Raw genomic sequence first — 19,694 nt, 5'->3', positions numbered from 1 at the left:
TTGCCAAGTGAGTAAAATAGTAAACAGGAAAATCACATCAGATTGTTGCCTTTATTAAATGCACTCTCTTGAGTAGATTTCTCATAACAACAATTATACTAATCAGCAATGAGATGAACTTCGTTTTTGCCAGAAACATCCCTCCTATTAAATTTTAATATGCGAATCAAAGTTTGGCCGTGGCCGATAACATTCCCTTCCTCTCGTATCACTTTAAATTCAAACAAATACTGTTGAGGTATTATTGGTTCATACAAACAAGGGATTTAATCGCTTGCCCAGTTTCCCCCATAGTTTTGAACAAAGTATTTTGCTCTTCCATTTTTCGCACACAAAAATTTAATCTGTTTTTAAACTCACCAGATTCATCATTCAATTCTTGCCTCATCGTTTGAATCAATAAATAAATTTCAAAATCGGTAATATTTTGATTTGTCTCTAAGAGGGAAATCAGCTTCTTTGCATCAGTTAAATGTGTTTTTCTCGTTAGTACATTAAATCCATAAGGTATATAATCATGAATTAAAAACTTAACATTATCTTTGATAGATAAATCTTGATCCCAAGAAAATTCAGCGGAGAACAAAAATCCTTTTGCAAACATATTAACTCCCTTTAAATATACAATCTGTTCTTTATTTAAAATACTTGGTTTGGATTTACTTGTAAATATCTATTTTAAAAGCAAGGATATTTGCTCTATAGCTTGAGAAGCAGCAGTGATTGTACTTGTCATTTTGAAAGGAACTCTTAATACAAAATCGCAACAATCAAGAGTTTAACTTGAACAGAAAAATAGAGCCTGGGTTCAACGACGCTGTACCCAGGCAAAATAAATTATTTCTATACTGCCGTTGAAACCAACAGCTTATTGACTCGATTGACAAAATCAGCTGGATTATCGAGTTGACCACCCTCAGCTAAAACGGCTTGTTCAAACAACATGGTGACCCATAGCTTAAATAAATCATCATCTTGAATATCATGTAAACGTTTAATTAATGCATGGTCTGGATTAATTTCAAAAACAGGCTTGCTCGTAGGTACTTGTTGACCAGCGGCCTGCAGAATACGTTGCATTTCCAAGCCCATATCTTGCTCATCAGCAACAACGCAAGCGGGTGAATCAGTTAACCTGTTTGTAACCAATACATCCTTAACTTGTGTATCTAGGACTTGCTTAATATGTTTTAACAAGGGTTCAAGCGTTTTCTCTTGCTCTTTTATTTGCTCGGTTGATTCATCATTTAATTCCACTTTACCCTTGGAAATAGACTGCAATTTCTTCCCAGCATATTCGCTCAAATAACCAACTAACCACTCATCCACTTTGTCGCTGAGTAATAAGACTTCAATTCCCTTTTTCCTAAAGATTTCTAAATGAGGGCTATTCTTAGCCGCATTGTAACTGGACGCAGTAATATAATAAATTTTATCCTGGCCTTCTTTCATGCGACTTACATACTCATCTAAAGTTACTTCTTGTTTCTCAGAGTCGGTTGCAGTTGTCGCAAAACGTAGCAACTTGGCAATCGCTTCTTTATTAGCAAAATCTTCAATGGGTCCTTCTTTCAAAACCAACCCAAATTCATTCCAAAACTTTTGATACGTTTCTTTATCCTGAGTACTCATTTTTTCAAGCATGGATAAAACACGTTTGGTACATGCAGAACGTATGCTCTCTACCTGCTTGTTGTCTTGTAAAATTTCTCGGGAGACATTAAGTGGCAAATCGCTTGCATCAACAATACCTTTAACAAATCGCAGATAACGAGGTAAAAATTGAGTGGCGTCATCCATAATAAAAACTCGTTTCACATAAAGTTTTAAGCCATGCTTCACTTCATGTTGCCACAAATCAAACGGTGCATGAGCAGGAATATAAAGTAGAGAAATATAATCATTTTTTCCTTCAACATGGTTATGTGACCAGATGAGTGGATCCTGAAAATCATGAGAAATGTGCTTATAGAGTTGTTTGTACTCTTCATCAGTAATGTCTGATTTTTGCATTGTCCATAAGGCAGTTGCCTTATTTACAGTTTCATATTCATTTGATTCTTTATCATCCTGAGATATTTTCTTCATCTCGATAGGCCAGCAAATATGGTCTGAATATTTGCTGATAATACTTCGCAAACGCCAGTTACTAAGGAACTCATCATCCTCTTTTTTGATATGTAAAGTAACTTCAGTACCACGTGTTGCTTTATTTTCAGAAGCAATGGTAAATTCTCCCTCACCATTTGACTCCCAAACGATTCCTTCTTCAGGCTTCATCCCAGCGCGTCGGCTTTTTACGGTTACTTTGTCTGCAACAATAAATGCGGAATAAAATCCCACACCGAATTGTCCAATTAACTGTGAATCTTTCGCACTTTCACCCGTTAAATGGCTCATAAATTCTTTAGTGCCTGATTTCGCAATGGTCCCTAAATTCTCCACTGCCTCATCCCAGCTTAAACCGATACCATTATCCTTAATCGTTATCGTTTTTAGTTTCTCATTAACTTCAACGGTAATTTTTAGATCGGAGTCATTTTCATAAAGTGTGTTGTTTGATAAAGCCAAAAATCGTAATTTGTCTAATGCATCGGAAGCATTAGAAATTAATTCACGTAAAAATATTTCTTTGTTGCTATAAAGCGAATGCACTACCAAATGCAACATTTGCTTTACTTCTGTTTGAAAGCCCATAGTTTGTTGCTTATTCGACATTTACCTAATCTCCTTGTTACACATTTTATGATGATGTTTACCATATAGGGTTTAGGTTAGTAAATTTCAAGGGGGAAATGAAATGAAATTAACATGAGTGTCCAGGAACTGTTGACCATTCAACAACCCCCTAGTAATTAAATCCAGGCATCGTTAATGTGCCACCAGAATGAATGATTAAGGCTTTGCCTTTTAATTGTTGGGTTTCGATGTATTTCCTTGATTCATAGAAGAGCTTTGCTGCATAGATTGGATCAGCCAAAATGCCCTCTTCTCGTGCCATACGTTTGACTTCATTTTTAATGGTTTGATTTACAGAACCAAAAGCTTTTGCTGTAGTTGGATAAAAACAAAAAACATTTTGGGGGATGAAACCAATCCATTGCTTTAACTTACAGCGAAATATTGATTCGTTATCCGCTAGTAACAATACATGAACTTGTGCCGAATGATGTGATCGATTCAATCCATTTAAGAGTCCAGCAGCAGAAAAACCGGTACCGGCATCAATAAAAATATGTTGAAATTTAAAACCTAAAGTTCGTTCATTCAAAATAATATCATCTGCAAGAGTCAATGCCCCGCTCATTGCCTCGGGAACACTTGCACCTTCTTGTAAAACGAACCCTTTTTCTTTTAAGGTGAGTAGATGGTGAGATGCCAATTCATTAACTTGTGACCACTCATCGCGACTAATCCAAACGATTTCCTGCTCGTCCAGAAATAGACGACTTAATTTATAATTTCCATGCAGTTCTAATTTCCAAGGTTTAATTAAAAAAGCAGTCACCTTTAACTTAAACTCTCTGGCCAATTGCAAGGCAGCAAGTAAATTATTGGATTGTGGTCCAGCAATAATAATTAAATGCTGTATTCCCTGCTCAATTAAAAAAGGGAAAAGGCTGGCATACTTACGTAACTTTGAACCACTAATGCCACAACCTAACTCATCATCCCGCTTAACATAACAATCCACTTCATCGTTAGGAAAATGATTTAAATGATGTACTCGACTGGATAAATTCCACATAGATTAAATATCAAATTATATTAGTAACACGGATTAAACGCTCATCCACACTTCAAAGCGGAGTTTGATGTGGGTCGGGCCTTGGGCCAACATTTCCTTAAATTAATTGTTAGGCTAAGGCCAACCTACTATCGTTCCTACCTGTGACAACTTGGATCCATTATTTATTATTTAATGGGTATCTCTTACAAAATCAAGATGCTGAGCAGTTGAGGTCGGCTCATGGAATTTATAGCCTAACTCATTAAATTGCTTAAGATGCGTCAAATCATCAAATTGATTTTGCATCAGAAATTTTGCCATCGTTCCGCGAGCTTTTTTAGCATGAATACCAATCATTTTCAGTTGCTCATGCTTTCTCTCATAAAAATTGATGGTAACAATGGGATAATCTAATCTTTTTTCATCCACAGCTTTAAAATACTCAGTAGAAGCAAGATTAATCAAAACGGGATTTTTTTGGTTTGCTAATTGTTGATTGAGCGAATGAGTCACTGTTTCCTGCCAAAAATCATATAAATTTTTGCCAGAAGGATTCTCTAGACGTACGCCCATTTCAAGCCTGTAGGGCTGAATACTATCCAATGGCTTCAATAAGCCATAAAGACCAGATAATATTCGCAAGTGATTTTGTGAATATTCCACAGTCTTTTGCTCCCAAGTCGCAGCTTTTAAACCTTGGTAAACATCTCCCTGAAATAAAAATAAAGCTGGATATAAGTGTGACAGCACTTTTTCTTCTAGATCAAAAGATTGATAACGATTATAATTTAATTCAGCCAAATCTTTAGATAAATCCATCAAAGCAGCTATCTCGTTAGCTGATTTCGTTTTCATCAGTTTCACAAGAATTTTTGTTTTATCCGCAAATATTGGTTCAGATGTAGTTCCAGCATATGGCTTAAAACTATTTAATAATTTTTTAGCTGGTGATAATAAAATTAACATAATTAATCCGCCAAATTTAGGGTCTGATTTACAATGGGCTATCTTGCACCAAAATAGGCAACTGTAAACAAACTAACGTGCTCCACCACCAGGAACCATACCTACCCGTGGTCTGAAAACATAAATGGTTATTGGATCGCTTGTTTCAATCACATTTTCATCTGCATCCAAAACTTGCACTGACAAAGTATGGGTTCCTCGATACATACCATTTATTTCAAACACAGGATTTCTTTGAGGTTCGCCAAGGGCACCGTTATCGTATAACAGCTGTAATTTATCTCCAGGAAATAACTCAGGTTCTACTTCAACAGTCACCGCGACAAAACCCTGATTATTACGAATGGTTGTACCCGATTGAGGTTGAGCAATCGCTAATTTTGTATAAGTATGCTTTAACTTTACCGTGTTATTCTCATGTTCTGATGATGGTGGTGTTTGAGAAGTTGGTGGGGTTGGTGATGAAAAACTTTGTGCATCAGGAATCGTTACAATCACAGCCCCCTCATGAGGAGTATCACTGAAATGTACATTTCCCTGACTATCAGTCCATTTGTAAATTTGCGCATAAGATGCGCAAATCACTATCATCAATGATAGAAATACAAAAAATTTATTCATCACCATTTATTCCTAAAGGCTGTAATATAACTCAAATTCATAAGGATGAGTCAAACTCCTTATTTTGCTAATTTCCTCTTCCTTCATGCTGATGTAGTTATTAATGAAATCTTCGGTAAATACATCACCTTGTATCAAGAAATCATAATCCATCTTCAGATTTTCCATGGACTGCTCTAAAGAAGCGCATACTGTAGGCACATCAACCAACTCTTCTGGTGGTAAATCATAGAGATCTTTATCCATAGCATGACCTGGATGAATTTTACGTTGGATACCATCCAAGCCGGCCATCATCATAGCTGAAAATGCTAAGTAAGGGTTTGCTGTAGGATCAGGGAAACGTACCTCAATACGACGCGCCTTAGGATTGTTCACATGAGGAATACGAATTGCAGCAGATCGATTTCTTGCGGAATAAGCTAATAGAACTGGGGCTTCAAAGCCAGGTACTAGCCGTTTGTAACTGTTGGTTGATGGATTAGTAAATGCGTTTAAAGCACGCGCATGCTTGATGATTCCACCAATGTAATAAAGCGCAGTTTCTGAAAGACCAGCATATTGATCGCCAGAAAACAGATTCACCCCATCTTTAGATAACGATTGATGACAATGCATCCCACTTCCATTATCTCCAACTAGAGGTTTAGGCATAAAAGTAGCAGTTTTTCCATAATTATGGGCTACATTATGAATTACATATTTTAAAATCTGCAATTCATCTGCTTTCTTAGTCAATGTATTGAATCGAGTAGCAATTTCGCATTGGTTTGCAGTGGCTACTTCATGATGATGGGCTTCAACTACCATTCCCAAGGATTCAAGAGTGAGACACATTGCAGAACGCATATCATGGGAAGAGTCGACTGGAGGAACAGGAAAATACCCGCCTTTTATTGGAGGCCGATGACCAATATTCCCACCTTCTAACTCTTTTCCTGAATACCATTGTGCTTCTTCTGAGTCGATTTTATAAAAAGCACCGCCAATGGTTGTTTCCCACTGCACGCTGTCAAAAACAAAAAATTCTGGTTCAGGTCCAAAAAGGGCAGTATCAGCAATACCCGTAGATTGCAAATAAGCTTCAGCACGTAATGCCAGTGATCGAGGACAACGCTCATAACCCATCATGGTTTTAGGATCAACTACATTACATCGAATGAATAACGTATTGTCTTGAAAAAACGGATCAAGCTTGGTTGTTTCCAAATCAGGCATTAACGCCAAATCAGATTGATGTATTTTTTGCCACCCCTTAAAGGAAGACCCATCAATCATTTTTCCATTTTCTATAAAATCGTCATCTACGGCTGAAACTGGAATGGTGATATGCTGCTCTTTACCACGAATGTCGGTAAAACGCAGATCAATTAATTTGACATCGTGCTCTTTAATAGCCTCTTGTACTGTATTTTTGCTCATTATTGCTCTCCAGGATAGTCTGGGTATATAGTGTACCTTAAGTGACTTATTAAACCCAATAGATTACACTCTATGTTTTCACATAAACCATAAAAAATTATGGGTGCTTATCAATATCAGGCGCTTCAAAAAAGCGGCAACGCAACCAAAGGGGTACTGGAAGCTGATTCTGAACGCCATGCGCGCCAACTTTTGCGGGATCAAGGATTAATTCCAACCCAAATTCGCGTGCTAACCCAACAACGTTCAGGGAGCAATACCAAAGGCAAAATTTCTGCTGCAGATCTTGCCCTATTCACTCGTCAATTAGCTACATTGCTCGCTGCTGGCATTCCCGTCGAAGAATCGTTGCGTGGGGTCAGCGAGCAAACAGAAAAAGACAAAGTGAGAGAACTGATTATTGGTGTTCGTGCCAAAGTGCTTGAAGGTTATGGATTAGCACAAGCTATGGGTCAATTTCCACAAGCATTCCCAGAATTGTATCGAGCTACAGTGGGTGCCGGTGAGCAAACTGGGCACCTTGATGTGGTTTTAGAAAAGTTAGCTGATTATACTGAAAATCAACAGCAAACCCGTCAAAAAGTTCAGCAGGCATTGATTTATCCATTCATTATGATCCTCGTTTCAATTGCTATTATTTGCTTTTTGCTCAGTTTTGTAGTTCCTAAAATCATTGAAGTCTTCACCAGCGGAGGACAAACGCTTCCTGAAATGACACTCATATTAATTCATATTAGCCATTTCATTAAAGATTATGGCCTCTATACTTTGCTAGGCATTATTCTGATTTTTATTGGCTTTAAAAAAAGTCTTGCCAATGAAAAAATTAAACTACTTTGGCATCGGTTCTTATTGAAATTACCCATCGTTTCGTATTTAGTTAAAACAGTTAATGTTTCGCGTTATATCCATACTTTTGGTATACTTTTCGCAGCAGGTGTGAGTGTTCTGGAAACAATGCGTGTTGCAGCGAGTTTAGTAACTAATGTCGTTATGCGACAAGCTTTTGATGCTGCTGCAGTTAAAGTTAGGGAAGGATGTGGTATTAATGAAGCGTTAAAAGAAACAGGTTATATTAGCCCAATGGCAATCCATTTAATTGCCAGCGGTGAGAAAAGTGGCCAATTATCAAATATGATGGAACGCGCAGCAGTCCATCTGGATAATGAAGTGAAACGGATAATTGATACTTCCCTGACATTATTAGAGCCGATGGTGATTTTGTTTATGGGTGCAATTGTCTTGTTTATTGTGCTTGCTACGTTATTACCTATTTTCTCAATGGAACAATTAATTACTTAAAGTTACAATCAGTCTGCATTTAAATTGGAGCAAAAATGAATCGACAAAAAGGTTTCTCATTAATTGAAATCATGGTAGTAGTTGTTATATTAGGTATCCTGGCTTCTATAGTAGTACCTAAAATTATGGGACGTCCCGATGAGGCACGAAAAGTAAAGGCAAAACAAGACGTACTTGCAATACAAAATGCTCTGGATTTATATAAGCTTGATAATGGTAATTACCCAACCACCGATCAAGGCTTGATGGCGCTAGTTGAGAAACCCACCTCAAATCCAATACCGAATAATTGGAAACAATATCTTAAGTCACTGCCCAAAGATCCGTGGGGCCGAGATTATCTTTATTTAAATCCTGGTCAACATGGTGATGTCGATGTATTTACCTACGGTGCTGAAGGACAACCTGGAGGTACGGGTATTAATGCCGAAATTGGTAATTGGGATGAGAAAAAATAGACATAATCGAGGTTTTACCCTGATTGAAATCTTGATTGTTTTGGTGATTATAGGCATAACCTTTGGTTTTGCCTTAATTGCTTTTGGTGATTTTGGTGAAAATCGACGTATCTTGTTTTCTGTAGAACAATTAGCTAATACACTTCGTTTAGCACAGCAACAGGCTATTTTGGAAACCAGCACGCTAGGTTTGCGTATTGATAATGCCAGTTACCAGGTTCTGCAACTCAACAACGCTCTATGGAAGCCCATTTCCGAAAAAGGAGTGTTTAAAATGACTTATTTTCCCCAAGACACACATATTACTTTGAAAACCAATCACGCTACCCCACCAGGAACCCCTGCTATTATTATTTCTGCCTCTGGTGATATAACCCCTTTCACTTTGAGTTTTGGCAGCAAACAAGACCCTAATTTAGCATCACTGATTGGTAAGCGAAATGGAGTGTTACAACTTAATGTGGTGCCCACTAAATGAGTACTCCACGCCGCAAATCAGGTTTCACTCTAATTGAGGTATTATTAGCACTGTCTATAATAGCGATTGCATTAACTGCGCTGTTGAAAGCAATATCACAAAATGTAGAAACAACACGTCGTGTTAAAGAAAAGACAGTGAGTCATTGGATCGCTATGCAAGGGGTAGCAATGATTCAACTCAATTTATTGCAGATTAATCAAAGCCAGGAAACCACCCAGGATACAACGATGTTGAATGAACACTGGTACTGGCGAGCAAAAGTAAGTTCCACAGCACAAAAAAACATTCAAAAAATTGTTATTTCAGTGAGTACTGAAAAATCAGGACCTTTTAGAGAGGAACTGCAAGCATTCCGGTATGTATCATGAAAAAAAATACCCCACCTGCAGCGCTTAAAGGTTTTACATTAATTGAGATTTTAATCGCACTCGCAGTATTTGCCATTCTAGCAACAATTACCTCTTCTGTTTTGTATAACGCATTCACAACACGCGCTCGAGTCAATGAACAAAGCGAACGCTTGAATGAACTGCAACTTGCGATAAGCCTTATTCAACAAGATACAAGTCAAATAGTGGAGCGCCCCATTCGCAGTAATGACATGCAATTAGCGCCTGCTTTTGTAGGACAAACGAATACTCTCGAATTCACTCGTGATGGAGATGTCAATCCAGGTAGCCTTGAAAAACGCAGCACGCTAAAGCGAGTTGCTTATATCTGTCAACAAGGCACTTTAATCCGCCGAACTTGGAGTACTCTCGATAGAATGAATCAAGATAACTATGAGGATAAGCCTTTGCTGAATCGCCTTACTAATTGTCATTTCGGTTATTTAAATCAAAATTTGCAAGTACTGCCTGAATGGAGAGAACAAGCTATAGGACTAAACCAGCATAAAGAGCCTTTTCCCAAGGCCATACAAGTTAATATGACCTTGCAAGACCAGGGCGAGATCAATTTACTTTTTATTGTACCGGGTGCAGTTTATGCTGCAGGATAAGTGGACAAAAGGTAGTGCCCTACTCACTGCTCTGTTTATTATGACTCTAGTTGCGATTGTAGCCACTGCAATGAGCACCAAAGTGCAATTAGATATTTACCGTACTCGGCTTATCATCACTCACGATAGGCTTTATCTTGCTTCACAAGCAGTTACTTTTTGGGGCCTAGGACAATTAGCTGATAAAAAAAATAAATTGATTAAAGCAACTCCACAAGGAATTGTCAGTCTCTATCCCCCGAATATGGAAAATATCGATAACAACGTCACATTGAAGGGCGCGCTTTATGATTTACAAGCTCAATACAATATTAATAATTTAGGAAATAGAAAGTCGATGTTAGGTTTTATAAACCTTATCGGAACTGCCATACCACAAAATAATGAATCAGAAAAAGTGAAATTTGCCTTGGCAATTAATGATTGGCTCTCTGTTTATGACCTCGCTCGAGGTAAAGACAATTATTTATCTTATTATGTCAACCAAAAACCTCCCTATTACCCCAGCCATCAACTGATGAGCAGCAAGTCCGAATTGCGTCTGATCAAAGATGTGAACGCGCCGCTTTATTTGTCCTTAGAACCTTTAGTAACTGCATTACCTGAAGCAACACCAATTAATATCAATACAGCACCAATAAAAGTACTCAAATCACTAAGCAGCGGGATGAAGGAAACCCAGCTTAATGAATTAATCAAGATAAGAAAAGAAAATGGGATTAAAGACTTAGGAAAAATCTCGGAATTACTCAAAAAGCTTGATATTGCTAATGATCAAATAACCCTGGAGAGCACCTATTTTCTCGGTGTCGCTTATGCCACGAGCGATAATCTAAATCTTACCGTATATACATTATTTAAAAGAAGCAAAGATAAAAATGAAAAAATCTCAGTGAATGTGATTCGACAAAGTTTCAATGTTTACTAGGACCCGTTATTGTATGCGTTTACGACAAAAAATCTGCTGAGATTCATGTAACATATTGCAGATCCCACATTAAGTTCGGAATGACGTGTTTCTATGAAGAGATGACTTAGAGGAATTGATGAGGAAGAATCAACTGGTTTGAACCTTTTTTAATAAAACTCATACCCAACATCAGAGATCACTTACTCTGTTGATGATAAATCGTTTTCGTAAACAATTTTATTCTTCTTTTTGAGGTACCTTAAAATTATTGTTTTGAATTATTTCTTTGGCCAGATCATTGCCTGCTTTAACATCAGCATCAGATAGCTTACTTTTCAACATCTTCAGCTCTTTTGCCGCTTCCTCATTTTTGCTCTGTGCCGCAATCTTAAACAAGGCATATGCTTTAATCCAATCTTTGTCTACGCCCAATCCAGCAAGATACATATAACCCAATTTGGCCTGCCCAATAGGATTTCCTTGTGCTGCAGACTTAGTAAACCAATATGCAGCTTGTTGGTAATCTTTATCAATTCCAGTTCCAGTTAGAAGTAATTGCCCAATTTCAGCTTGTGCCTCGGGTTGGCCACTAAGTGCCGCAGCTTGGTACCAATATGCCGCTTTTTCTGGATTGGCTTCAACTCCATATCCTTTAAGATAGTAATAAGCCAAATAAGTCTCTGCTTTGACGTGTCCTTGATTCGCTGCTTGGGAAAACCAGTAAAATGCTAATTTATCGTCTTGGGCAACACCTGATTGTTGTCCAGTATACAAAAGACCTAGACTATACTCGGCACGGACATCTCCCTGATCGGCAGCCTTTTGATACCAATATAAAGCCTTATTAGCATCTTTGGCTGTTCCTTCGCCAACAATATAATCATAAGCAAGATTCACTTGAGCTTTACTGTATCCTTGTTTCGCAGATTTTTCGAACCACTCGAATGCAGTCTTTTTATTTTCTTTAACACCATCACCTGTCACATACATCAGACCAATATTTCTTTGCGCAATCGCATTACCTTGCTTAGCGGACTTCATGTACCATTTAAATGCTTCTGGAAAATTTTGCTTTACTCCCTGGCCTAGGTCATACATAAAGCCCAGACTGAGTTGTGCTAAGGGATTATTTTTATCGGCTGATTTTTGATACCAACTTATTGCCTCAGTATAATTTTTAGTTATACCTTCACCATACTGGTACATACGACCAATTAAATACATGGACTCAGGATTTCCATCCCTTGCGGATTTCATTAAATATGGATAAGCAGTGGAGTAATCTCCATTTTCATATGCTGCAAAACCAACAATCTCTTCACCTGCGAAAGCAGTATTCGCTACCAGCAATGCTGCTAAAATGACCCTGCGCATGCCGACTCCAATTAAATCCTCTTATCTAAAGCGTAGAATAAAGAATCAACAAAGCAAGTTCACTACCTTGATTAAAAACATGATATTCTTCGAATATTCCTTAAAAAATCGACTTATAACGATGCAAGATCCAAAAACTTTTGATTATGTAAAATACTTTATCAAACGATTTTTACGTTATTTGTTAATTGGTACGCTTGCAGGATGTGTCACGTTTTTTCCTCTTTTTTTGACGATTATCCTGCCTTTCTTAATTCAGGTGAGTGGTGTGCTCGCACTCCATGATTTGATTATTGCAAGAAAAACAGGCGAATTTTTACCCTCTTTTACTCCAATGTATGCCTACTTACTCAGCTGGACTTTTACCATAGCTATTGGATTGTTTCTTCTAATTTTACTCTATTTAGCCATGACAGGTGCACTATGAAAAATAATATGCAAATAATTCACTTTGGCTTAAAGAGATTTTTTCGTTATTTTTTGATTGGAATAATTTGTGGTGTGACACTGATGCAATTGGGCGGTTTTTCAATTGTTTTCCCAGCTTTAATCTTATTCAGTATTATTTTATCAATCGATGATGTGGGTCTCTACAAACCATCGAAATATTATCCTCCTACATTTTCCCTATCCTATTGGGCTATTTGTATTTTTGCGCTATTTTTGGATGGGATCGTCTATTATTTTAAACTCATGTGATTCAGTGGCGAAAAAACAGATCCCTGCCGTATCGCAAGGATCCAGATTTCGTTTTACTTTCCTGCAATCATCATTTTTTCAATTAATACGGAGCCACATCGTGTTGCAATATTGGGATTAATATCATTGCCCACGGCAAGAATGGCTTTGAACATATCTTTTAAATTCCCGGCAATAGTAATTTCATCAACTGGATATTGGATTTGACCCTCTTCAACCCAATAGCCGCTGGCACCGCGAGAATAATCACCCGTTACAATATTTATTCCTTGCCCCATCAATTCAGTGACTAATAATCCCCTGCCCATTATTTTTAATAAATCGGCAAGATCACCTGCTGTAGGATCAATCGTTAAGTTATGAACCCCATCAGCATTTGCTGTAGTTTTTAATCCCATTCTTCGAGCAGAGTAACTGCCTAATACATATTGCATCACACGGCCTTTTTCAACAAGGAGATTAGGTCGTGTTGGAACTCCCTCACTATCAAACGAGGAACTACCCAAAGCACCTAATAGGTGAGGCTGTTCATAAATACGAATAAACTCTGGGAACACTTGCTGCCCTATAGAATCGAGTAAGAAAGTGTTTTTTCTATAAAGGTTTGAACCACTAATTGCATTAATAAAGGTTGAAAATAAACCACTAGAAATACGCGATGAAAAAATGACAGGGGTTACTTGGGTCTCAATCTGCTGCGCACCCAAACGGCTTATTGCACGATCCACTGCATTTTTAGCAATAATGTGAGGGTCTATTAAATCCGGTGCATTACGAGCCGTTGTATAGTCATAATCACGTTGCATTTCCTCGCCATCCTTTGCAATTAAAGAACAACTTAAACTGTGACGTGTACTGTGAATAAATCCAGACCCACCATGTGTATTGGCAAATCCATGATGTAATTCGTATGAAGATACATTCACTCCATCTGAATTCGTTATTCGCTTATCCAGGGCTAATGCATACTTCTCACATTTTAGAGCCATCTCAATTGCTTGTTGTGGGTCGATATCCCAAGGATGAAATAAATTCAAATCCGGATGATTTTTAGACATGAGCTCTTTATCGGCCAATCCAAAACACGGATCTTCAGCACTCACTCGCGCAATGTCACATGCAGCTTTTACCATCGCCTCCAAAGCGGCAGGAGACGTATCTGTGCTGCTTGCCCCTCCCTTACGTTGACCAATATAAACTGTCAAACCAACACCCTTATCTTCACTAAATGCAACTGTTTCAACTTCCCCCATACGTACATCAACTGAAAAACCTTTATCATTATTTACTGCGACCATCGCATCCGTTGCGCCTTCTTTTTTGGCGAGTTCGAGTACATCATTCATCAAATGAGTTAAATCTGTTGTTGACTTCTGTATATCACTATTGTTATGTTGCGTTTTAATTTGCATAAGAGATTCCGTGGTATTGAATGATGTACATAAGGATACAATAACATGTCTTCACAAACCAATGTTTATCCTGCAAACAAATCATATTTGTTCCATTTATTATTTGTGCTTTGCATCGTCTTTACGCCAGTTCGTTCATCCTATGCTGAAGGATATTGGCGTAAATTAAGTCCCGGTATTGAATATCAGGATCTTTCAGGAGGCATTCTTTCGCCATGGTCGCATATTTATGCATTCCGTATCGATCTCAATAAAAATAAACTGGCCTTGGTCAATGCAAAAAAATTATCATTAAAAAATGCCTCTGTAGATCAATTTGCTGAACACAGTAAAGCGCTATTGAGTATTAATGGCGGTTTTTTTGATCACGAGTTTAACCCGCTTGGACTTAGGATCAATGATAAAAAATTGATAAATCCTTTAAAACGAATTAGTTGGTGGGGAATTTTTTATGTACGAAATAATAAGGCTTATATTTCCAGTTTAAACCATTTTAACCACGACGATCATATTGATTTCGCCATTCAAAGCGGACCTCGGTTATTAATTAAAGGAAAAATTCCATCCCTAAAACCAGGTATCGCTGACCGTTCTGCTCTTGGAATTACTGCGGATGGGAGGGTCATTATTTTGGTGTCAACTAATGCTGCAATGACGACGAATAAGCTCGCTCAGTTACTGAGATCTCAACCCTTATCATGTGTTGATGCGATTAATCTCGACGGAGGGAGTTCAAGCCAACTTTATGCCCATATTGGTTCATTCCTACTGAATGTTCATGGCTATTCTAATGTCAGTGACGCAATAATTGTAAAAAAGACATAGCTCAGGTTAATTACATTTCACTTCCCCCTATTCCCGCTCTGCCCTCGACATGCCCAGGATAACGGAGGGAGGGAATAAGGTGACCGTCAGGGTGGGCGAAGGTATTGGATTACCGGCAATGAACCCTACTCCTCTCCCACATGCGGGAGAAGGGATCTCTTAGCTAAAGCAGAAACCGTAGGATCGATTGGATACATTTTTGTATGTGGATGCATGTTAGTCAATCCTGATTGCAAGCAACCAGGCTTGTATCTTTAATCTGTAAGCAAAAAAGCTTAATCTCAAGGGCACTTGAGATGGGAGAAGTGATCTTGTAACCGGGCAAGGCATAAAAGCCTGATGTGTAGATTAGGACCTTCTCCCCACTTATCAATCGACCGAACAGTATCTTAGGCCGCTCTCGTCAAAGTAAGCCTGTATTCGCAAGCTTGGTCAATGATAAATAACCTCAAGTATTTTTTACAGCCATTGGAGATTAGCATGAGTGCATATGATTTTATAGGTGTTGATATCGCTAAGGATAAGTTTGATAGTGCTCTAGCAATCAATAACCGTTACAAACATGCTGTTTTTCCTAATAACAAACAAGGATATCAAGCATTTCATAAATGGCTTGAGCAACACACAATATCTCCTTGGGTCTGTATGGAAGCAACTGGTCATTACAGCGAGGGGCTTGCTGACTTCTTAACGGAAAAAGGAATTCGAGTGAGTGTCATTAATCCCTTTCAAATTAAGAGCTTTGCCAAAGCCTCCCTAGCACGCAATAAAAATGATACGATTGATGCAAAAATCATTGCCCAATTTGGTCAACGTATGGAACCCCGCCTTTATCAGTCAAGCTCTATAGAGCAAAAAGAAATAAGAGAGTTAACTAAAGTATTGGATATGCTAAAAGCCCAGGTCATTCAATTAACGAATCAACTACATAGCCTTAAGGGACATGCAGCACAGAAAAGCGTCAAGAAAATGATTGAGAAGCTGGAACAAGAAATTAAAGCCATTCAACAACAAATTGATGAACGCATTGATAATAATAAGCAGCTTAGAGAGCAATTTGAATTATTACTGTCTATTAAGGGTATTGGAAAACTTACTGCCTATCAGATATTGGCACGTATGCCTGAAGTACAATGCTTCCAAACAGCAAAACAATTCGCTGCCTATATGGGGATTACTCCCAAACAACATCAATCAGGTTCTTTTATCGGCAAAACTACGATTTCGAGACTCGGTGACAGCCGATTAAGAAAGGCTCTTTACATGGCTGCTTTAGTTGCCAAACGTTACAATAAATCGCTGCTTCCTTTTGCTAATAAACTTCAAGCGAAAGGCAAAACACCGAAAACAATCATTTGTGCTGTGATGCGCAAGTTAGCTCACATTATTTTCGGTGTCTTAAAAAATAAGCAAGCTTTTAATGAACATTTAACTTGCTTTTAAAGACAGTATCTACAACTCGTCAATAAAGAACAATTGTGCACAAACCCACAAGTTATCCACAAAATACTCCCATATTATTCTCTTGACCATTATGCCAAAACACATTATCTTGTTATTTAGTACCGAGAACAACCCAACATATTGTGCTATAATCTGATTAATAGTGAATAAATTTAACTGCCTGTTAATAATAAAATAATAATAAATGCGTGGAGGAAAAATGTCCGCAATTCTTGATCCGGTAAATGATGTGCCGCAAACGAGTCAACTGGAATTGACTGCTAATGCCCCTGGTTTATTAAAAACCATTAAGCGCAATGGTAAAGTAGTAAATTATGATGATACGAAAATTAAAGTTGCAATCACTAAGGCATTCATTGCCGACGAAGGCGGTACAGCTCCAACCTCAGATCGTATTCATCAACAAATTGAAGAGCTTACCCGTCAAATAACTCAAGTGTTTAAACGCCGCTTGCCCAGCGGTGGTGCGGTTCATATTGAGGACATTCAGGATCAAGTTGAGTTAGCACTCATGCGCAGTGGTCACTATAAAGTTGCTCGCGCTTATGTGTTGTACCGCGAAGAGCATCGTAAAGCACGTGAAAATGAATTAAAACAACAAGCCAGTGACAACAAAATTTTATTAATTACGATGCCTGATGGTGAATTAAAGCCATTGGATACTGAGCGCATGAACACGATTGTTAATGAAGCATGTCGTAATTTAGAGCATGTTCAGGCAGAACCGGTGATTAAAGAGGCAATGCGTAATCTTTACAACCAAGCGAAATTTGAGGATGTGCACAAAGCGTTGATTATGGCTGCACGTACATTGGTTGAAAAAGAGCCCAACTACACTTATGTCAGTGCTCGTTTGTTATTAGACAGCTTGCGTATGGAAGCACTAACCAAATTAGAAATCCAAGCGGATGCAACCTTTGATGAGATGAGCAAACTTTATCCAACTTACTTCAAAGTGTATATTGCTCATGGTATCAAACAAGGAATGCTGGATGTAAAAATGGCCGATTTTGATTTAGAAAAACTCGGCAAGGCGCTGTTGCCTGAGCGTGATATGAAGTTTAGCTATTTAAGTTTACAAACCTTATATGATCGTTACTTCATCCATGATCATGGTATACGTTATGAGTTGCCTCAGGCATTCTTTATGCGTGTTGCTATGGGACTGGCTTTGCGTGAGCAAAATAAAGATGATAAAGCCATTGAATTTTATCAATTATTGTCTTCTTTTGATTACATGTCTTCAACACCTACTCTGTTTAACTCAGGAACAATTAGACCCCAATTATCCAGTTGCTACTTGACCACTGTTCCTGATCATTTAGATGGTATATACAGTGCCATTAAAGATAATGCCCTACTTTCCAAATATGCGGGTGGATTAGGTAATGACTGGACTCCAGTACGTGCAATGGGCTCACATATCAAAGGCACCAACGGAAAATCACAAGGTGTGGTTCCCTTCCTGAATGTTGCTGATGCAACCGCAGTTGCAGTAAACCAAGGCGGTAAACGTAAAGGAGCGGTCTGTGCCTATCTGGAGTGCTGGCATAAAGACGTAGAGGAATTCCTTGAGTTAAGAAAAAATACTGGGGATGATCGACGCCGTACACATGATATGAATACCGCATTGTGGATACCTGATTTATTTATGGCGCGCGTACGTGAAAATGGTGATTGGACTTTATTCTCACCTGATGAAGTGCCTAATTTACATGATCAATATGGTAAAGCTTTTGAAGCACTCTATCGTGAGTATGAAGAAAAAGCACGCCAAGGTCTCATCAAAAATGCAAAAACATTATCTGCAGTCAAACTGTGGCGTAAAATGCTATCCATGCTTTTTGAAACTGGCCATCCATGGATGACCTTTAAAGATCCTTGCAATTTACGTTCTCCACAACAACATGCTGGTGTAGTTCATAGTTCTAATTTGTGTACTGAGATTACATTGAATACCTCTGAAGAAGAGATCGCTGTATGTAATCTAGGCAGTATCAATCTTCCTGCTCATATCAAAAAGGGCAAACTGGATACTGAAAAGTTAAAACGCACTATTAGAACAGCTATTCGTATGTTGGATAATGTGATTGATATTAACTACTATTCCGTACCGCAAGCACGTAATTCCAACTTGAAACATAGACCTATTGGTTTAGGCCTTATGGGTTTTCAAGATGCATTGTATGAGTTAAAAATTGATTATGCTTCCCCTGAGGCAGTCGAATTTGCTGACTCATCCATGGAATTAATCAGTTATTATGCTATTGAGGCTTCTTGTGATCTGGCTAAAGAACGAGGGAGTTACTCCAGTTACGAAGGTTCTCTATGGAGTAAAGGCATACTGCCAATTGATTCAATTAACTTGTTACAGCAAGCACGTAACAAATACCTAGAACAAGATCGTTCACAACGATTGGACTGGGAAAGTTTACGTATTAAAGTTCGTACACAAGGAATGCGTAACTCCAATGTGATGGCCATCGCACCTACCGCTACCATTTCTAATATTTGTGGTGTATCACAATCCATTGAGCCTACATATCAAAACTTGTATGTCAAATCCAATTTGTCAGGCGAATTCACTGTAGTAAATCCTTATTTGGTTGCGGATTTAAAAGCATTGAATCTTTGGGATGAAGTGATGGTCAATGACTTGAAATACTTTAATGGTAGTGTGCAACCAATCAGCCGTATTCCTGCTGAATTGAAACAACGTTATGCCACTTCATTTGAAATTGATCCTATTTGGTTAGTTGATGCAGCTTCTCGTCGTCAAAAATGGATTGATCAGGCGCAATCGTTGAATATCTATATGGCTCAGCCATCGGGTAAGAAACTGGATCAACTCTACATGCATGCGTGGATACGTGGATTAAAAACTACTTATTACTTACGCAGCTTAGGAGCATCCAATGCGGAGAAATCTACTGTAACTGATGGTGCACTCAATGCAGTTAAAATAATAGCAGAAGAACCTAAAGTATGCTCCATTCTCGATCCAGACTGTGAAGCGTGCCAATAATCAGG

At 38.2% G+C, this 19,694-nt stretch carries 19 protein-coding genes; 11 read left to right on the top strand and 8 right to left on the bottom strand.

The window, feature by feature from the left end:
- Positions 1–241: 241 nt before the first annotated feature.
- The 6 genes from ACF8MK_RS13125 to glnA all read right to left on the bottom strand — a co-directional run bounded on the left by ACF8MK_RS13125 (position 242) and on the right by glnA (position 6,739).
- Complete coding sequence (locus tag ACF8MK_RS13125; protein ID WP_392537037.1) at positions 242–604, bottom strand: hypothetical protein; 363 nt, start codon at positions 602–604, stop codon at positions 242–244.
- Positions 605–843: 239 nt separating this feature from the next.
- Positions 844–2,718: a molecular chaperone HtpG gene (gene htpG / locus ACF8MK_RS13120; protein ID WP_392537036.1), complete on the bottom strand. Its 1,875-nt coding sequence runs from the start codon at positions 2,716–2,718 to the stop codon at positions 844–846.
- Positions 2,719–2,848: 130 nt separating this feature from the next.
- Entirely contained in the window at positions 2,849–3,748 is a 900-nt protein-coding gene (locus ACF8MK_RS13115) for a 1-aminocyclopropane-1-carboxylate deaminase (protein WP_392537035.1), read from the bottom strand.
- A gap of 171 nt (positions 3,749–3,919) precedes the next feature.
- Positions 3,920–4,696 carry a peroxide stress protein YaaA gene (gene yaaA / locus ACF8MK_RS13110; protein ID WP_392537034.1) on the bottom strand — a complete coding sequence of 259 codons (777 nt, stop codon included), beginning with the start codon at positions 4,694–4,696 and terminating at the stop codon, positions 3,920–3,922.
- A gap of 72 nt (positions 4,697–4,768) precedes the next feature.
- The gene (locus ACF8MK_RS13105; RefSeq protein WP_392537033.1) at positions 4,769–5,317 is read right to left on the bottom strand and encodes a DUF4124 domain-containing protein; all 549 of its coding nucleotides are present in this window, start codon (positions 5,315–5,317) and stop codon (positions 4,769–4,771) included.
- Between the two features lie 12 nt (positions 5,318–5,329).
- A complete protein-coding gene (glnA, locus tag ACF8MK_RS13100) occupies positions 5,330–6,739 on the bottom strand; it encodes a type I glutamate--ammonia ligase (RefSeq protein WP_265704066.1) in 1,410 nt (469 codons plus the stop codon).
- A gap of 99 nt (positions 6,740–6,838) precedes the next feature.
- Here glnA and lspF point away from each other — a divergent pair, with 99 nt between their 5' ends.
- Genes lspF through gspK form a run of 6 tightly spaced genes read left to right on the top strand, consistent with a single transcriptional unit; the run spans position 6,839 to position 10,908 of the window.
- Positions 6,839–8,041 (top strand): GspF family T2SS innner membrane protein variant LspF, encoded by a 1,203-nt coding sequence (gene lspF / locus ACF8MK_RS13095; protein WP_392537032.1) that lies wholly within the window; start codon positions 6,839–6,841, stop codon positions 8,039–8,041.
- Between the two features lie 35 nt (positions 8,042–8,076).
- Positions 8,077–8,499: a GspG family T2SS major pseudopilin variant LspG gene (lspG, locus tag ACF8MK_RS13090; protein ID WP_265704064.1), complete on the top strand. Its 423-nt coding sequence runs from the start codon at positions 8,077–8,079 to the stop codon at positions 8,497–8,499.
- Positions 8,486–8,977: a type II secretion system minor pseudopilin GspH gene (gspH, locus tag ACF8MK_RS13085; RefSeq protein ID WP_392537031.1), complete on the top strand. Its 492-nt coding sequence runs from the start codon at positions 8,486–8,488 to the stop codon at positions 8,975–8,977. The genes lspG and gspH overlap by 14 nt, the downstream gene beginning before the upstream one ends.
- Positions 8,974–9,348, top strand: coding sequence for a GspI family T2SS minor pseudopilin variant LspI (gene lspI / locus ACF8MK_RS13080; protein WP_392537030.1), 375 nt, complete (start codon positions 8,974–8,976; stop codon positions 9,346–9,348). The genes gspH and lspI overlap by 4 nt, the downstream gene beginning before the upstream one ends.
- Positions 9,345–9,980, top strand: a complete 636-nt coding sequence (gene lspJ / locus ACF8MK_RS13075) for a GspJ family T2SS minor pseudopilin variant LspJ (protein ID WP_392537029.1) — start codon at positions 9,345–9,347, stop codon at positions 9,978–9,980. The genes lspI and lspJ overlap by 4 nt, the downstream gene beginning before the upstream one ends.
- Positions 9,967–10,908 (top strand): type II secretion system minor pseudopilin GspK, encoded by a 942-nt coding sequence (gene gspK / locus ACF8MK_RS13070; RefSeq protein WP_392537028.1) that lies wholly within the window; start codon positions 9,967–9,969, stop codon positions 10,906–10,908. The genes lspJ and gspK overlap by 14 nt, the downstream gene beginning before the upstream one ends.
- 219 nt (positions 10,909–11,127) lie before the next feature.
- Here gspK and ACF8MK_RS13065 read toward each other — a convergent pair whose 3' ends face one another.
- The gene (locus ACF8MK_RS13065) at positions 11,128–12,264 is read right to left on the bottom strand and encodes a tetratricopeptide repeat protein (protein ID WP_392537027.1); all 1,137 of its coding nucleotides are present in this window, start codon (positions 12,262–12,264) and stop codon (positions 11,128–11,130) included.
- Between ACF8MK_RS13065 and ACF8MK_RS13060 the strand changes: the two genes are divergently transcribed.
- Positions 12,263–12,691 carry a hypothetical protein gene (locus ACF8MK_RS13060; RefSeq protein WP_392537026.1) on the top strand — a complete coding sequence of 143 codons (429 nt, stop codon included), beginning with the start codon at positions 12,263–12,265 and terminating at the stop codon, positions 12,689–12,691. The two genes, ACF8MK_RS13065 and ACF8MK_RS13060, sit on opposite strands and share 2 nt — an antisense overlap.
- Entirely contained in the window at positions 12,688–12,963 is a 276-nt protein-coding gene (locus ACF8MK_RS13055; protein ID WP_392537025.1) for a hypothetical protein, read from the top strand. Before ACF8MK_RS13060 ends, ACF8MK_RS13055 begins: the two co-directional genes overlap by 4 nt.
- Before the next feature lie 53 nt (positions 12,964–13,016).
- Here the strand turns inward: ACF8MK_RS13055 and pmbA are convergent, their stop codons facing one another.
- Positions 13,017–14,375, bottom strand: a complete 1,359-nt coding sequence (gene pmbA / locus ACF8MK_RS13050) for a metalloprotease PmbA (RefSeq protein WP_392537024.1) — start codon at positions 14,373–14,375, stop codon at positions 13,017–13,019.
- Between the two features lie 45 nt (positions 14,376–14,420).
- On the opposite strand from pmbA, the gene ACF8MK_RS13045 reads away from it, so the two are divergent.
- The 3 genes from ACF8MK_RS13045 (at position 14,421) to ACF8MK_RS13035 (ending at position 19,689) form a co-directional block, all read left to right on the top strand.
- Positions 14,421–15,200 (top strand): phosphodiester glycosidase family protein, encoded by a 780-nt coding sequence (locus ACF8MK_RS13045; RefSeq protein ID WP_265704055.1) that lies wholly within the window; start codon positions 14,421–14,423, stop codon positions 15,198–15,200.
- Between the two features lie 480 nt (positions 15,201–15,680).
- The gene (locus ACF8MK_RS13040; protein WP_392536322.1) at positions 15,681–16,643 is read left to right on the top strand and encodes an IS110 family transposase; all 963 of its coding nucleotides are present in this window, start codon (positions 15,681–15,683) and stop codon (positions 16,641–16,643) included.
- Between the two features lie 220 nt (positions 16,644–16,863).
- Positions 16,864–19,689 carry a ribonucleoside-diphosphate reductase subunit alpha gene (locus tag ACF8MK_RS13035; protein WP_265704054.1) on the top strand — a complete coding sequence of 942 codons (2,826 nt, stop codon included), beginning with the start codon at positions 16,864–16,866 and terminating at the stop codon, positions 19,687–19,689.
- Positions 19,690–19,694 lie beyond the last annotated feature (5 nt).

The organism is Legionella sp. 227 (assembly GCF_043161935.1).
Classification (GTDB): domain Bacteria; phylum Pseudomonadota; class Gammaproteobacteria; order Legionellales; family Legionellaceae; genus Legionella; species Legionella sheltonii.
The sequence above is the reverse complement of the archived record's forward strand: the minus strand, read 5'-3'. Positions and strand labels throughout refer to the sequence as shown.

What these genes read in the sequence shown, in the direction of transcription:
- glnA (WP_265704066.1), bottom strand. Translation starts at nt 6,739, where the DNA reads ATGAGCAAAAATACAGTACAAGAGGCTATTAAAGAGCACGATGTCAAA.
- pmbA (WP_392537024.1), bottom strand. Translation starts at nt 14,375, where the DNA reads ATGCAAATTAAAACGCAACATAACAATAGTGATATACAGAAGTCAACA.
- gspH (WP_392537031.1), top strand. Translation starts at nt 8,486, where the DNA reads ATGAGAAAAAATAGACATAATCGAGGTTTTACCCTGATTGAAATCTTG.
- htpG (WP_392537036.1), bottom strand. Translation starts at nt 2,718, where the DNA reads ATGTCGAATAAGCAACAAACTATGGGCTTTCAAACAGAAGTAAAGCAA.
- ACF8MK_RS13105 (WP_392537033.1), bottom strand. Translation starts at nt 5,317, where the DNA reads ATGAATAAATTTTTTGTATTTCTATCATTGATGATAGTGATTTGCGCA.
- ACF8MK_RS13035 (WP_265704054.1), top strand. Translation starts at nt 16,864, where the DNA reads ATGTCCGCAATTCTTGATCCGGTAAATGATGTGCCGCAAACGAGTCAA.
- ACF8MK_RS13125 (WP_392537037.1), bottom strand. Translation starts at nt 604, where the DNA reads ATGTTTGCAAAAGGATTTTTGTTCTCCGCTGAATTTTCTTGGGATCAA.
- lspF (WP_392537032.1), top strand. Translation starts at nt 6,839, where the DNA reads ATGGGTGCTTATCAATATCAGGCGCTTCAAAAAAGCGGCAACGCAACC.
- ACF8MK_RS13045 (WP_265704055.1), top strand. Translation starts at nt 14,421, where the DNA reads ATGTCTTCACAAACCAATGTTTATCCTGCAAACAAATCATATTTGTTC.
- lspI (WP_392537030.1), top strand. Translation starts at nt 8,974, where the DNA reads ATGAGTACTCCACGCCGCAAATCAGGTTTCACTCTAATTGAGGTATTA.
- gspK (WP_392537028.1), top strand. Translation starts at nt 9,967, where the DNA reads ATGCTGCAGGATAAGTGGACAAAAGGTAGTGCCCTACTCACTGCTCTG.
- lspG (WP_265704064.1), top strand. Translation starts at nt 8,077, where the DNA reads ATGAATCGACAAAAAGGTTTCTCATTAATTGAAATCATGGTAGTAGTT.
- lspJ (WP_392537029.1), top strand. Translation starts at nt 9,345, where the DNA reads ATGAAAAAAAATACCCCACCTGCAGCGCTTAAAGGTTTTACATTAATT.
- yaaA (WP_392537034.1), bottom strand. Translation starts at nt 4,696, where the DNA reads ATGTTAATTTTATTATCACCAGCTAAAAAATTATTAAATAGTTTTAAG.
- ACF8MK_RS13115 (WP_392537035.1), bottom strand. Translation starts at nt 3,748, where the DNA reads ATGTGGAATTTATCCAGTCGAGTACATCATTTAAATCATTTTCCTAAC.
- ACF8MK_RS13040 (WP_392536322.1), top strand. Translation starts at nt 15,681, where the DNA reads ATGAGTGCATATGATTTTATAGGTGTTGATATCGCTAAGGATAAGTTT.
- ACF8MK_RS13060 (WP_392537026.1), top strand. Translation starts at nt 12,263, where the DNA reads ATGCCGACTCCAATTAAATCCTCTTATCTAAAGCGTAGAATAAAGAAT.
- ACF8MK_RS13065 (WP_392537027.1), bottom strand. Translation starts at nt 12,264, where the DNA reads ATGCGCAGGGTCATTTTAGCAGCATTGCTGGTAGCGAATACTGCTTTC.
- ACF8MK_RS13055 (WP_392537025.1), top strand. Translation starts at nt 12,688, where the DNA reads ATGAAAAATAATATGCAAATAATTCACTTTGGCTTAAAGAGATTTTTT.